Here is a 13,364-nt window from a genome sequence, read left to right on the forward strand (position 1 = left end):
CTGTTAAAGGCCTCAATGACGGCGTCCGCCTCTTCTGTCGTGCAACTGTCCGGTGTCCGCATCGATCGCGGCGGGCGGACGATCCTGCGCGACGTATCGCTCGACGTGCCACGCGGCAGCATCACCGCCGTGCTCGGTCCGTCCGGTAGCGGCAAGTCCACGCTGCTGGCGGCATTGACTGGCGAGCTGCGCCCGGTGGCCGGCACGGTCACCTTGTTCGGCAATGCCATTCCCACCGGTAGCCGGGCGCTGCTGGAGATGCGCCGCAATGTCGGCGTGCTGCTGCAGGGCAATGGGTTGCTGACCGACCTGAGCGTGGCCGACAACGTCGCCCTGCCGCTGCGCACGCATACGCGCCTGCCGGCGCCGGTGCTGCAACGCCTGGTGCAGATGAAGCTGCACGCGGTGGGCCTGCTGGCGGCGGCCGATGCCTGGCCGCGCGAGCTGTCTGGCGGCATGGCGCGGCGCGTGGCGCTGGCACGTGCGCTGGCGCTGGACCCGCCGCTGATGATCTACGACGAGCCGCTGACCGGGCTGGACCCGATCGCCTCGGGTGTGATCATGAGCCTGATCCAGCGCCTCAACGACAGCCTGGGCCTGACCAGCATCATCGTCAGCCACCACGTGCACGAGACCCTGCCGATCAGCGACCAGGCCGTGGTCATTGCCAATGGCGGCATCGTATTCGCCGGCACGCCCCAACACCTGCAGGACAGCACCGATCCGCTGGTGCAGCAGTTCCTGCACGGCCAGCCGGACGGCCCGATCGCCTTCGATGCCGCCCCACGCCGCGACCGGAGTGCTGCCTGATGGCCTTTGCCGATTCCATTCGCGCCTTCGGCCGCGCCGGGCTGTTTTCGTTGACCGTGCTGCGTGGCTCGCTGCCCACCCGCGACTTCGTCGCCGAGCTGGTGCGCGAGATCTACAAGGTCGGCGCGCGTTCGCTGCCGATCATTGCGGTGGGCGGTGCCTTCGTCGGGCTGGTGCTGACCCTGCAGGGCTACCGCACGCTCACCACCTACGGTGCATCGGATGCGTTGTCGACGCTGCTCGGTCTGTCGCTGTATCGCGAGCTGGCGCCGGTGCTGACCGCACTGTTGTTCATCGGCCGCGCCGGCAGCTCGATCGCGGCCGAGCTCGGCTTGATGCGCGCCACCGACCAGATCAAGGCGCTGGAGCTGATGGCCATCGATCCGGTGGCCAAGGCGGTGGCGCCGCGCTTCTGGGCCGCAGTGCTCACGGTGCCGTTGCTGACCGGCGTGTTCTGTTCGCTGGCCATCACCGGCGGCTACTTCGAAGCCGTGCACGTGCTGGGTATCGACAACGGCACGTTCTGGTCGGGCCTGAGCAACAGCGTGGACTTCTGGGACGACTTCGGTGTGGCGATGCTCAAGTCGGCGATCTTCGGCGGCACCGCCGCGCTGGTTGCCGCCTACGTGGGTTTCCATGCCGAGCCGACCATCGAAGGCACCTCCATCGCCACCACCCGCGCGGTGGTGAATGCCTCATTGCTGGTGCTGATGTTCAACTTCGTCCTTTCTGCAATGTTGTTTAGGTGAGATAGCCCATGGCCATGCGTGGACCACGACTCGAATTCGCCGTTGGCGCCTTTTTGCTGCTGACCCTGGCCTCGCTGCTGGTGCTGGCGGTGGCCTCGACCAACCAGCGCTGGGGCTTCGGTTCCAGCCAGTACACCCTGATCGCGCGCTTCAGCCAGATCGGCCAGCTGCGCGCGCAGGCGCCGGTGAAGATCGGCGGGGTGACCATCGGCAAGGTGGCCGACATCAGCCTGGATCCGACCAAGTTCGATTCGGTGGTGACGCTGTCGCTGGACACCAAATACAAGGACCTGCCCGCCGACACCTCGGCCGGCATCTTCACCAGTGGACTGCTCGGCGAGAGCTATATCGGTCTGCAGCCGGGCGGCGACCCGGAGACGCTCAAGCCGGGCGAAGAGATCGGCTTCACCCAGCCGGCGGTGGATCTGCTGCAGCTGGTCGGCAAGTACATGTTCAGTGGCGGCGGTGATAAATCCGCTACAGACGGTCAGGCCGCCCCGCCTGCCCAGCCCGCTTCTCCCTCTACGGAACCGCACCAATGAAGACCACCCTGCTCTCTGCCATCCTGGCCTCGACCCTGCTGGTGTGCGCACCGGCCACCGTGCTGGCGCAGCCGGCCGCCGCCAGTGCGCCTGCGCAGGGCGCGGCCACCAAGACCGTCATCGACAGCAGCACCCGCATCCTGGGCACACTGGAACAGCGCCGCGCCGAGTTCCGCAGCAACCCGGCCGCGCTGCGTCAGTACATCGATGGCGAATTGAACAAGGCCTTCGACCGCGACTACGCCGCGCGCCTGGTGCTGGGCGTGCATGGCCGTGGCGCCTCCGATGCCGACATCAAGCTGTTCGCCGATGCGATGGCCGACAACCTGATGCAGCGCTACGGCACCGCCCTGCTCAACTTCGAAGGCAAGCCGACCTTCCGTGCCAAGTCGGAAAGCGCGCTGCCGGGCAACCGCGGCGTCAAGGTGTCTACCGACCTGCTGCGCGCCGGCAACGACCCGACCCCGGTCGACTACCTGATGCGTAACGTGGGCGGCCAGTGGAAGATCTTCGACGTGATGATCGAAGGCATCTCTTACGTGCAGACCTTCAAGGGCCAGTTCGACGGTCCGCTGCGCGAAAAGGGCATTGCTAAGGTCGCCGCCGACCTGCGCAGCGGCAGCCTGCAGGTCGGTGCGGCACCGGCCAATGGCAAGTAACAGCTCCGTGCAACGCAACGGCGACACGCTGGTGGTCACCGGCGTGCTCGACCGTGCCGCGGTCACCGCGGCCTGGCCGCAGGCGGCCGCACAGCTCGATGGCGTGCGCACGCTGGACCTGTCGGGCGTGCAACGCCTGGACAGCGCCGGCGTGGCGATGCTGGCCGAACTGGCCGCGCGCGTGCGCGGCACCGGCACTGCGGCAGTGGTGGGCGAGGCGTCCGGTCTGGACGAGTTGCGCGCCGCCTACCGCTTGTCTCCCACCCTCGAATTTCAGGCCTGAGCGCCACGCCATGACCCAGTTCCGCACCCTTTCCCTGTTGGCCTGCCTGTCGCTGCTTGGCGCCTGTGCCAGCCAGGCGCCCAAGTCTGCCCCGCCATCGGCCAGCGCCGACACCGCGCCCGATGCTCCGGCACCGGTGCGTGACGACGCCGGGGTGACCGCACAACCGGCGGCCGCCGGGTTTGCCGCGCCCGACACGTTGCCGGCCACGGTGGCGGCCGCGCCTGCCGAACAGACCAGCGCTGCGGGCGATGCCGGCGCGGACGCGTCCGGCGCGCCCACCTCGGCCGAGGACGACTTCAACGCCCTGTACGGCACCACCACGCCACAGGCAGGCGCCAACGGCGCACCCGCCCAGCCGGGCGCGGCGCCAGCGTACGACCCGTGGGAGCGCTACAACCGCGGCATGCACCGCTTCAACCTGGCGGTGGACCGCGGCGTGGCACGGCCGTTGGCGACCGCCTACACCAAGGTGGTGCCGAGCCCGGCGCGGCTGGGCGTGACCAACTTCTTCGACAACCTCGGCACGCCGCTGACCATGGTCAACCAGCTGCTGCAGGGCCACCCGGTCTATGCGGCGCAGTCGCTGGGCCGGTTCGTGATGAATACCACCCTGGGCGTGGCCGGTCTGTTCGACCCGGCCACGGCGGCGGGGATTCCGCGGCGCAGCGAAGACTTCGGTCAAACGTTGGGCGTGTGGGGCTGGCGTAACTCGCGCTACTTCGAGCTGCCGCTGTTCGGGCCGCGCACTGTGCGCGACACCTTCGGGCTGGGTGGCGACATCCCGCTGTCGTGGGTGCGCCAGGTCGACGACGGCGGTGCGCGTTTTGCGCTGCAGGGCCTGCAACTGGTGGACACGCGCGCGCAGCTGATGTCGCTGGACTCGCTACGCGACCAGGCGCCGGACGAATACGCCCTGACCCGCGATGCCTGGATGCAGCGTCGCAATTACCAGATCACCCGCGACCTGCGCAGCCACCGCGAACAGAATAACGAGCTGCCGGAGTATCTGCGCGAAGACAAGGACAACACGGTGCCGGTGGATGCGATGCCGATTCCCAGCTGGGTGCGTTGACCGGCTGAGTTTTGGTGTGGTGTCACAATGCAAAAGCCCGGGAGCGATCCCGGGCTTTTTTGTTGCTGGTTTCCTACGGTGTCTTTACCGACGGCGCAGGTGGAGGAAGATGAAATACCGTAATGTCAGCGATGTCGCGCGGCGGAAAGTCCGCTGGCAGCGCCTCCACCCCGTAAATGGCGCGAATCACGGGCAGTATGAACATCGATCGCAGCGAAGCAGTTTTCTTTTCCGGATTATAGAAGTCCTCGACATCGAAAAGCGACGCGTCTTCTGCGACCAGCTCGATCGTGTTACCCGAGGCATTGGTTGCGATTAGGTAGTGACGTCCGACCACCAGCCTGGCCGCGCCGCACGTCGATACGGACTCCGCCATGCACTACGCTGCCAGCGCCGCATCCACCGCTGCACGCAGGCGTGCATCGTCGGCCGGGACATCGGGGGCGAAGCGCTCGATGACGGTGCCGTCGCGGCCGATCAGGAATTTTTCGAAGTTCCACAACACGCCGGGTGCGGGGTTGGGCGCAATGCCGTAGCCGGCGAGCTTTTCGCGCATCGGGCCGTCGCCGGTGGCACTCGGGCGTGCATTGGTCAGGGCCTGATACAGCGGATGGGTGTCGCCGCCGGTGACCGCGATCTTGGCGAACATCGGGAAGGTGACGTCATAGGTGAGCTGGCAGAACTGCGCGATCTCCGCCTCGCTGCCGGGCTCCTGGCCGTTGAAGTCGTTGGCCGGAAACGCCAGCACTTCCAGACCTTGCGCCTGCTTGTCGCGATACAGCGCTTCCAGGCCTTCGTACTGCGGGGTCAGGCCGCACTTGGAGGCGACGTTGACCACCAGCAGCACCTTGCCGCGGTAGTCGGCCAATGTGGTCGGCTCGCCTTCGATGCGGGTCACGGGAATGTCGTACAGCGTCTGGCTCATCGGGGCTGTCCTGATCTGCGGGGTAGCCAGCATAAACCGCCCCGCGCGCATGGATGACCTGCGCTGCACCATGCCTCAACACTTGTATATGCAAGCATCTTGGCTACACTTGCCGCATGGCCACGCCCCGCACGCCGACCGGCTGTACCAATTTCCGCCTGCGCAGCGTGTCGCGGATGGTGTCGCGTCATTACGCGACGTATCTGGGTACGAGCGGTCTGAAGTCGACGCAGTATTCGCTGCTGTCGCATCTGGTCACGCTGAGCCCGATCCGGCCGATCGATCTGGCGCGCAAGATGGGCCTGGATGCGTCCACGCTCACGCGCAATCTCAAGCCGCTGATGCTGGCCGGACTGGTGCAACAGACCGACGGCCCCGATGCGCGCAGCCGCTTGATCACGCTCACCGCCGCCGGCCATCGCCGGCATGCCCAGGCCCGGACGCAGTGGCAGAAGGCGCAATCCAGCCTCACCGCGCTGCTGGGCGCCGAGCGCGTGCTCGCCCTGCATGGCCTGCTCGACGACACCCTGGCCACGCTGCAACAGGCCGGGCTTGCCGATACCGACGACTCCCCCGACTAAGAGCAGCGCTGCCTCCATGACCGCACTCGATGCCCGCACCCGCCTGCTGCTGGAGGCCCCGATCGCGCGCACGCTGGCGCGGCTGGCCGTTCCCAACGTACTGGTCATGGTCGCGCAGGCGTCGGCCGGGCTGATCGAGACCTACTTCGTCGGCAAGCTCGGCACCGATGCGCTGGCCGGCATGGCGCTGGTGTTCCCGATCGTGATGCTGATGCAGATGATGTCGTCCGGTGCGATCGGCGGCGGCATTGCCTCGTCGATCGCGCGGGCCCTGGGCGGCGGCCGGCGCGAGGATGCCAACGCGGTGGTGGTGCATGCGCTGGTAATCGCCATGGCGTTCGGTGTGCTCTTTACGCTTGCGCTGTGGGCGGGCGGCCGCTGGCTGTATCGGCAGATGGGCGGGACAGGCGCCGCGCTCGATGCCGCGCTGACCTACTCGCACTGGATCTTCGCAGGCGCGGTGTTTGTCTGGCTGTTGAACTCGCTGGCGGCGGTGCTGCGCGGCTCCGGCAATATGGCCGTGCCGGCCAAGGTCACCGTCTACGGAGTCATCGGATTGATCCCGCTGTCGCCGTTGCTGATCTTCGGCTGGGGGCCGATTCCGGCGCTGGGCATTGCCGGCGGTGCGCTGGCGCTGCTGCTGTACTACATCGTCGGCACGCTGGTGCTGGTGGCCTATCTGCGTTCGCCGCGCAGCCTGCTGCGCCTGTCGTTTGCGGCGATCCGCCTGCGTGCAGCGGTCTTTCGCGACATCCTGCGGGTTGGCCTGATCTCGGCGATCGGGGTGATCTGCACCAATCTGGCGGTGGGCGTTGCCACCTCGTTGGCCGGGCATTTCGGCTCCGGCGCGATTGCCGGCTACGGCACTGCATCGCGGCTGGAGTACGTGCTGATCCCGCTGGTCTTCGGCCTGGGAGCACCGATGCTGACGATGGTGGGCACCTGCATCGGTGCGGGCAAACGCGAGCGCGCACTGCGCGCGACCTGGATCGGTGCGGCCATGGCGTTTGCCATTACCGAAACCATCGGCGTTGCGGCGGCGCTGTTCCCGCGCGGCTGGCTGTCCTTGTATGGCAGCGATGCGACCATGCTGCAGACCGGCACGCTGTACCTGCAGACCGTAGGGCCGTTCTACGGCTTTCTGGGCATGGGTCTGGCGCTGTACTTCGCCTCGCAGGGCGCAGGAAGGCTGCTATGGCCGATCTGCACGACCGTGCTGCGCCTGCTGATCGCGGCCGGCATCGGCATCGCGGCGATCCGGTTGGGTGGCGGCCTGCACCAGGTCTACCTGGCACAGAGCGCGGCGCTGCTGGTGTATGGGCTGGGGACGGCGCTGGCCATCGCCGGTGGATCGATGTTCGGCGCCGTTGGCTGGCCGCGTCGCACGGCGGACGTGGTGGTGGACGCGTAGGCCGCTGGCGCTGGTGCATGCGTTGCGGCATCTCGACGCGACGCGCGCCTGAGGCCCTATCCGCGCATCAGTCGATGCACAGCGCGGCCTGGCCCTTGCCGGCGATCACTTCCTGGCGGCAGCCGAAGCGGTCGCTGTCGCGCTGGCAGGTGCCGGTGGTGGCGGCACCGGTCGGCACGATGCTGGTGGCCAGGCAATCGCCGCTGCAGTCGCTGTTGTCGCTGCAGGTCTTGCCGGCATCGGCATACGGCACGATGCAGCGCACTGTTTGCATGCGACCGACCGGACGCAGCTGACCGCCCTTTGCGGTGCATGCGGCGGCATCGGCAGAGGCTGCGCGCGGTGTCTGCGCATCAGCTGCGGTGGTATCCGAACGAGATGCCGGCGTAGCGCTGCAGGCGCCCAGCAGCAGCACGCACACCGTTGCGTAGATCCATCGCGTCGCCATGAGATGCTCTTCTTGAATAGGGTGCGTGCAAGCATCGCGGTGGCGATGTCTGCGCGGTGTGCTCGACATCCGGTGCAGGGGCAGGACGTCGCAGAGCTGCTGTGTAGGAGCGGCCCTGGCCGCGACGAGGCGTTACCGGTAATGCCTCATCGCGCCCAAGGGCGCTCCTACGGGTGGGTCGGTTTCGGGCGCTGTGCGGCCGGCCAGGCCTCCTGCTTGCTGGCTACTCCTGCTCGTCGCTGCTGTCGTCGTGTGAGAGCCCGGCGCCTTCGTCGCTGCCATCGTCCAGCAGCGCCTGCGTATGTTCGCTGGACAGCGTTTCCACGCCGCGCAGGCGGCGTTCGATGGTGCGGGTCTTGCGACTGGCTTCGCCCAGGCTTTTGCCGACAGTGCTGATCTGCCGCTCGGCCTTTTCAAGAATGCCGGCGAACTTGCCGAACTCGCTTTTCACCGCGCCCAGCACCTGCCAGACCTCGCTGGAGCGCTTCTCGATCGCCAGCGTGCGGAAGCCCATCTGCAGGCTGTTGAGCAGCGCGGTGAACGTGGTCGGGCCGGCCAGCACTACGCGATGCTCGCGCTGCAGCAGATCGACAAGACCGGCGCGCCGAATCACTTCGGCATACAGGCCCTCGGTGGGCAGGAACATCACCGCAAAATCCGTCGTATGCGGTGGGCAGACATACTTGTCGCTGATGGATTTGGCCTGCACGCGGATGGCGCGTTCCAGCTGCGCGGTCGAACTCTTGATCGCGTCCAGATCGCCTTTTTCCTGCGCGTCGATCAGGCGTTCGTAGTCTTCGCGCGGGAACTTGGCATCGACCGGCAGCCACACCACCGTGTCGTCGCCGCGCCCGGGCAGGCGGATGGCGAAATCCACCACTTCGGCGCTGTCGGGCCTGACCCGCACGCTGCGCGCGTACTGCTCCATCGTCAAGGTCTGCTCGAGGATGTTGTCCAGCTGCACTTCGCCCCAACCGCCGCGGTCCTTGACGTTGGTCAGCACGCGCTTGAGGTCGCCGACGCCGGTGGCCAGCTGCTGCATTTCGCCCAGGCCGCGCTGCACCTGTTCCAGCCGTTCGGACACCAGCTTGAACGAGGCATCCAGACGCGTGTTGAGGGTGGTCTGCAGTTTCTCGTCGACGGTGGCGCGCATCAGTTCGAGCTTGCTGGCGTTGTCGTTCTGCAGGTTGGCCAGTTGCTGTTCCAGCGTGGCGCGCATTTCGCCGATGCGCAGTTCGTTGCGTTGGGTGAGCTCGGTCAGGCGCTGGCCCAGCGCTTCGGTGAAGCGCTGTTGCGATTCGCCGGCCTCCTGCCGGCCCTTGCGCGAATCTTCGGCCAGCGCTTCGCGCAAGGCGGCCATGTGGGTGTCGGTGCGCGCGATCAGCTCGGTCAGTTGCTGGCCGAACATGTGGATGCGGGTTTCCTGCTGCTGGCCGAAGCCTTCCAGCTGGGTGCGCAGTTCGGTGAGCCGCAGGGTCAGCAGTTCGCCGGTGCGTTGCTGGGCCAGGCCACTTTCTTCGCGCGCCTTGCGGGCGTCTTCGCCGAGCGCGTCGCGCAGCAGGTCCAGGCGCTGATCGGTGCGCGTGGACAGTTCGGTGAGATTGCGCGCAAAGGTTTCCAGGCGGCCGTCCTGCTGCCGTGCCAGGCCTTCGAGTTGCTCTCGCAGTTCGCCGCGGCCGTCGCGTTGTTCGGCACGCAGCGCGTGCTCCAGCGCGGTGGTGGAGGGACGTCGCAGCAGCGCGAGCAGCTGCAACACCAGGACTACGACAAGCAGCCCGAGAAGGATCAGGGATTCGGATGACATGCGCGCAGTGTAACGGTGCTTGTCGCAACAGCTGCGTCGCGGACCGTCGCCCGCCCGAGCGCGCGCAGCGCCCGGGAATCTGCGAGGCAGTGGCCTGAGCAGCCGCTGCCTCGCTGCTCAGGCCTGAGGTCAGAAGCCTTCCAGCACCAGCTTGCCGCGGGTGCGGTGCGATTGCAGCGCGGCGTGGGCGCGGCGCAGGTTGTCGACGGTGATGCGGCCGTAGTGCTCGCCCAGGGTGGTGCGCAGCAGGCCGCTGTCGATCAGATCGGCGACGCGATTGAGCAGGTGGTGCTGGGCGATCATGTCGTCGGTTTCGAACAGCGAGCGGGTGAACATCAGCTCCCAGTGCAGCGACAGGCTCTTGCGCTTGAGCGGCAGCGCATCCAGCGTGACCGGGTCGTCGATCAGCGCCAGCTGGCCCTGTGGTGCGAGCACCTCGACCAGCTGCGCGAAGTGCTGGTCGGTGTGGGTGAGGCTGGCCACGTGCTGCACCTGCGCGATGCCGATCCGCTGCAGGCCTTCGCCCAGCGGCTGGGTGTGGTCGATGACGTGATGCGCGCCGAGTGCGTAGACCCAATCCTGGGTCTGCGGGCGCGAGGCGGTGCCGATCACGGTCAGCTTGGTCAGCGTGCGCGCCAGCTGCACCAGGACCGAGCCGACGCCGCCGGCCGCGCCGACCACCAGCAACGCCTGGCCCTGGCCGCCGCCTTCGGCAATGCGCAGCCGGTCGAACAACAATTCCCAGGCGGTGATGGCGGTCAGCGGCAGTGCCGCAGCCGCAGCGTCGTCGAGCGTGGCCGGCTTGCGCCCGACCAGACGCTCGTCCACCAGATGGAATTCGGCATTGGTGCCCGGGCGGGTCAGCGCGCCGGCGTAGTACACCGCGTCGCCCGGGCGGAACAGGCTGACCTCGCTGCCGACCGCATCGACCACGCCGCTGGCGTCCCAGCCGAGCACCCGCGGCGATTCCACCGGCGCGTTGGCGCGCACCTTGGTGTCCACCGGATTGACCGAAATGGCATGGATGCGCACGCGTAGATCGCGCGGGCCGGGCTCGGGCAGCGGCAAATCGAGTTCGACCAGCGCGCGCGCATCGTCGATGGGCAGGCCGTGTTGCGGGTAGGCGATGGCTTTCATGGCGGGCGTCATGCAGGGAGGGGACATGCATGGTCGGCTGCCGGGATTAGGAGAAAAACCGGCAAACTGCACAAGCACTTTCACGATTGGAGTGAAGATGGTCCGCTTCGACGACCTGGCGTTATTCGTGCGTACCGCGGCGCTGGGCAGTTTTTCCAATGCCGCGCGTGAGGCCGACCTGCTGCCGGGGCAGGTCAGCGCGGCGGTGGCCCGGCTGGAGCGGGCACTGGATCTGCGCCTGTTCGCGCGGTCCACGCGCAGCCTGCGGCTGACCGCCGAGGGTGAGCAATACCTGCCGTATGCGCGCCAGGTACTGGAGCTGCTGCGCGACGGGCGCGAGCATGTGCGTGGGCGCGACAGCGAATTGCAGGGCCTGCTGCAGGTCACCGCGCCGTCGGACCTGGGCCGCAATGTGCTGCTGCCGTGGCTGACCGAATTCCGCGCTGCGCATCCGAAGCTGACCTTGCGGCTGCATCTGTCCGACCAGGTGGCCGACCTGTATCGCGCGCCGGTGGATGTGGCGTTCCGGCTCGGGCGCATCGACGGCGCCGACCACGTCGCGCTGCCGTTGGCACCGGACAACCGCCGGGTGCTGGTGGCCGCGCCTGCGTATCTGCAGCGGCACGGGCGGCCGGCCACGCTGGAGGCGCTGCGCGACCACGCCTGCCTGCTGTATCTGCTGGCAGGGCGCGCCTACGACCGCTGGCAGTTCGAACGCGACGGCCGACGCCAGGTGGTGCCGGTACGTGGGGCGATGCTGTGCGACGACGCCGACATCGTGCGGCGCTGGGCCGTGGCCGGCGAAGGCATCGCCTACAAGTCGTGGCTGGATGTCTGCGACGACGTGCAGGCCGGGCGGCTGGAGGTGCTGTTCCCCGACGATGGCGACCGCTTGCCGCTGCATCTGGTGTGCCCGCATCGCAAGCAGTTTTCGCCGGCGGTGCGCCAGCTGCATGCGCTGTTTGCGCAGCGCTGCCAGGCGCTGACGGCGTTGTATCCGCCGGGCCAGGGCTGACGTGCTGCGCGCGTGGTGCAAGGTGCCGACGGCCGGGGCTGATGCGGCGACGCGCTCGGGGTTCGGCGGGGCCTGCGGCCCGCCAGGCAAGACGCAAATCGCACGGTGTCGCACGCCACGACGGCGCGTTCCGGTGCCCTGCATGTCAGGTGCATGCGGCCCGCACGCTGCAACGCGATGGCATGTGCATGACGATGTGGAGGTCACCGCAGAAGGCAGCACCGGCATTGCCGGGCTCGTTGAAGCGCCCATCACCGCGGCGGTTCTAGCCTGCCGGCATGACCTCACCCAGCCCGGTCCCCCTGCAGCGCTACGGCAACCGTGATGGCCACTCCGGCGTGGTGGCGTATGCGCTGGCCCGGGATGCAATTGCGGTGCGTTTCCGCAGCGGCGAGACCTATGTGTACACCGCCGACAGTGCCGGCGCCGACGTGGTGGCGGCCATGCAACGCCTGGCCAAGGCGGGGCGCGGGCTGAGCACCTACATCAGCCAGCACGTGCGCGACGCTTACGCGGCCAAGCTCGACGTATAGCCAGGCGCGACTACTGACGAATGCACGTCGCATTCGCCAGGCGCAAGGCAGTTGCGTCGTGCAGCGCCCGCTGTCTGTACTGCCTCACCCGCAGACACGACCGCCGGGCTGCTGCGATGATGCCTGGCAGCGATGCGCACACGCGCTACCTCCCCTGGTGGCGCGTTACGCCACCTGCACCACATCACTCGTCGGGATGCACATGCTGGACATCTACGGAACGCTCACCTCGATCAATGTGCGCAAGGTGCTGTGGCTGTGCGAGGAAATGCAGCTGGACTACCGCCTGCATGCCTACGGCAGCGGCGCCGCATCGGTCCAGGCGCCCGAGTTCCTGGCGCTCAATCCAAACGGCCTGGTGCCGGTGCTACGCGACGGCACGGTGGTGCTGTGGGAATCGAACACTATCTGCCGCTATCTGGCTGCACGCAGCCGGCGCGAGGATCTGCTGCCGAGTGCCCCGGCAGCGCGGGCACGGGTCGAGCAATGGATGGACTGGCAGGCCACCGAGCTCAACCCGGCGTGGCGGTACGCGTTCATGGCCACGGTGCGTGGCAGTGCGGCGCATACCGACATGCAGTGCATCGCAGACAGCGTGCAGGCGTGGAACCGGCTGATGGCGCTGCTGGATGCGCAGCTGCAACAGGCCGGCCCGTATGTGCTGGGCGCGCAATTCACCCTGGCCGACATCGTGCTGGGGCTGTCGACCCAACGCTGGATGGCCAGCCCTATCGCGCGCCCGGTGCTGCCCGCCGTGGCGGCGTATTACGCGCAGCTGTGCACGCGCGTCGGGTTTCAACGCCATGGCTCCAGCGCGCCTTGAGCATGGCGGGCAGGCCCGCGCAAAGCGGCCGCAGCAACACGCCGTGATGTCGCCGCAGCGCTTGCGGCACGCATTGACCTCAACGTGACCTGCGCATGGGTAGGGTGAGGCTCTGCTCCTGCGAGGCTTGCCGATGACCACTGCCACCAATCAAACCCGCCTGCTTGCCCTGGGCTTGTTTGCTTTTCTGGCCACCTTTGCAGTGATCGTCTGGTCGCTGATGCGGCCGTATGGCACGGCGTATTTTTTCCCGGTGCATTTTTTGATTGGAGCGGCGTTGCCGTTCCTGGTGTACGCGATCGGCGGCACACGGCTGTGGTTCTGGATCGGCATGGGGATCACCGCGGTGGTGCTGCTGTGGTTCAACCTGTGGGGGCATGAGGCCAATGGCGCGGCGCCGCAGTTGCTGGACTGGAGCCAGTTTGCCGCCGGTGTGGTCGGGCTGGCCGGTGCCTGGGCGGTGCAGCTGATCTATCGCAACGCGCGCCCGCCGCATCGTCCGTCGATTGAGTGAGCGATTGAGCGGGGACTGGCGCGTCGGGATGCGGGATTCGTAACAGCGCTGGACT

General features: G+C 67.6%; 17 protein-coding genes. 12 read left to right on the forward strand and 5 right to left on the reverse strand.

What is annotated here, in order from left to right:
* Positions 1–15: 15 nt before the first annotated feature.
* Genes RZV17_RS20090 through RZV17_RS20115 form a run of 6 tightly spaced genes read left to right on the forward strand, consistent with a single transcriptional unit; the run spans position 16 to position 4,118 of the window.
* A complete protein-coding gene (locus RZV17_RS20090; protein WP_039410617.1) occupies positions 16–810 on the forward strand; it encodes an ABC transporter ATP-binding protein in 795 nt (264 codons plus the stop codon).
* Positions 810–1,559 carry an MlaE family lipid ABC transporter permease subunit gene (locus RZV17_RS20095; protein WP_039410615.1) on the forward strand — a complete coding sequence of 250 codons (750 nt, stop codon included), beginning with the start codon at positions 810–812 and terminating at the stop codon, positions 1,557–1,559. Before RZV17_RS20090 ends, RZV17_RS20095 begins: the two co-directional genes overlap by 1 nt.
* Positions 1,560–1,567: 8 nt before the next feature.
* Complete coding sequence (gene mlaD / locus RZV17_RS20100) at positions 1,568–2,101, forward strand: outer membrane lipid asymmetry maintenance protein MlaD (RefSeq protein ID WP_355606062.1); 534 nt, start codon at positions 1,568–1,570, stop codon at positions 2,099–2,101.
* Entirely contained in the window at positions 2,098–2,760 is a 663-nt protein-coding gene (locus tag RZV17_RS20105; RefSeq protein WP_039410610.1) for a phospholipid-binding protein MlaC, read from the forward strand. Before mlaD ends, RZV17_RS20105 begins: the two co-directional genes overlap by 4 nt.
* Positions 2,750–3,043, forward strand: coding sequence for a lipid asymmetry maintenance protein MlaB (locus tag RZV17_RS20110; protein ID WP_166744684.1), 294 nt, complete (start codon positions 2,750–2,752; stop codon positions 3,041–3,043). The genes RZV17_RS20105 and RZV17_RS20110 overlap by 11 nt, the downstream gene beginning before the upstream one ends.
* Positions 3,044–3,053: 10 nt before the next feature.
* A complete protein-coding gene (locus tag RZV17_RS20115) occupies positions 3,054–4,118 on the forward strand; it encodes a VacJ family lipoprotein (RefSeq protein WP_179456146.1) in 1,065 nt (354 codons plus the stop codon).
* 73 nt (positions 4,119–4,191) lie between these two features.
* On the opposite strand, the gene RZV17_RS20120 is transcribed toward RZV17_RS20115, so the two are convergent.
* Both RZV17_RS20120 and RZV17_RS20125 read right to left on the reverse strand, forming a co-directional pair.
* On the reverse strand, positions 4,192–4,494 hold the full coding sequence (locus tag RZV17_RS20120; RefSeq protein ID WP_355606066.1) for a hypothetical protein: 303 nt from the start codon (positions 4,492–4,494) through the stop codon (positions 4,192–4,194).
* Between the two features lie 3 nt (positions 4,495–4,497).
* Positions 4,498–5,043: a glutathione peroxidase gene (locus RZV17_RS20125; protein WP_355606069.1), complete on the reverse strand. Its 546-nt coding sequence runs from the start codon at positions 5,041–5,043 to the stop codon at positions 4,498–4,500.
* A gap of 116 nt (positions 5,044–5,159) precedes the next feature.
* On the opposite strand from RZV17_RS20125, the gene RZV17_RS20130 reads away from it, so the two are divergent.
* Complete coding sequence (locus RZV17_RS20130; RefSeq protein ID WP_355606072.1) at positions 5,160–5,624, forward strand: MarR family winged helix-turn-helix transcriptional regulator; 465 nt, start codon at positions 5,160–5,162, stop codon at positions 5,622–5,624.
* A 16-nt stretch (positions 5,625–5,640) separates the two neighbouring features.
* Positions 5,641–7,035 carry an MATE family efflux transporter gene (locus RZV17_RS20135; protein ID WP_355606075.1) on the forward strand — a complete coding sequence of 465 codons (1,395 nt, stop codon included), beginning with the start codon at positions 5,641–5,643 and terminating at the stop codon, positions 7,033–7,035.
* 67 nt (positions 7,036–7,102) lie between these two features.
* Here the strand turns inward: RZV17_RS20135 and RZV17_RS20140 are convergent, their stop codons facing one another.
* From RZV17_RS20140 to RZV17_RS20150, 3 genes are all read right to left on the reverse strand, one after another.
* Positions 7,103–7,483: a hypothetical protein gene (locus RZV17_RS20140; protein WP_355606077.1), complete on the reverse strand. Its 381-nt coding sequence runs from the start codon at positions 7,481–7,483 to the stop codon at positions 7,103–7,105.
* 223 nt (positions 7,484–7,706) lie between these two features.
* Positions 7,707–9,239, reverse strand: coding sequence for a DNA recombination protein RmuC (rmuC, locus tag RZV17_RS20145; RefSeq protein ID WP_355609538.1), 1,533 nt, complete (start codon positions 9,237–9,239; stop codon positions 7,707–7,709).
* Positions 9,240–9,416: 177 nt separating this feature from the next.
* Positions 9,417–10,424 (reverse strand): zinc-binding alcohol dehydrogenase family protein, encoded by a 1,008-nt coding sequence (locus RZV17_RS20150; protein WP_355606080.1) that lies wholly within the window; start codon positions 10,422–10,424, stop codon positions 9,417–9,419.
* 97 nt (positions 10,425–10,521) lie between these two features.
* Here RZV17_RS20150 and RZV17_RS20155 point away from each other — a divergent pair, with 97 nt between their 5' ends.
* From RZV17_RS20155 to RZV17_RS20170, 4 genes are all read left to right on the forward strand, one after another.
* Entirely contained in the window at positions 10,522–11,439 is a 918-nt protein-coding gene (locus RZV17_RS20155; RefSeq protein WP_104581536.1) for a LysR family transcriptional regulator, read from the forward strand.
* A gap of 302 nt (positions 11,440–11,741) precedes the next feature.
* Positions 11,742–11,972, forward strand: coding sequence for a hypothetical protein (locus tag RZV17_RS20160; RefSeq protein WP_184384493.1), 231 nt, complete (start codon positions 11,742–11,744; stop codon positions 11,970–11,972).
* Positions 11,973–12,174: 202 nt separating this feature from the next.
* Positions 12,175–12,795: a glutathione S-transferase gene (locus tag RZV17_RS20165; RefSeq protein WP_355606083.1), complete on the forward strand. Its 621-nt coding sequence runs from the start codon at positions 12,175–12,177 to the stop codon at positions 12,793–12,795.
* Positions 12,796–12,928: 133 nt separating this feature from the next.
* Positions 12,929–13,309, forward strand: coding sequence for a hypothetical protein (locus RZV17_RS20170; protein WP_047696375.1), 381 nt, complete (start codon positions 12,929–12,931; stop codon positions 13,307–13,309).
* Positions 13,310–13,364: the final 55 nt, after the last annotated feature.

The organism is Xanthomonas cannabis (assembly GCF_040616535.1).
In the GTDB taxonomy this organism is placed as follows: domain Bacteria; phylum Pseudomonadota; class Gammaproteobacteria; order Xanthomonadales; family Xanthomonadaceae; genus Xanthomonas; species Xanthomonas cannabis.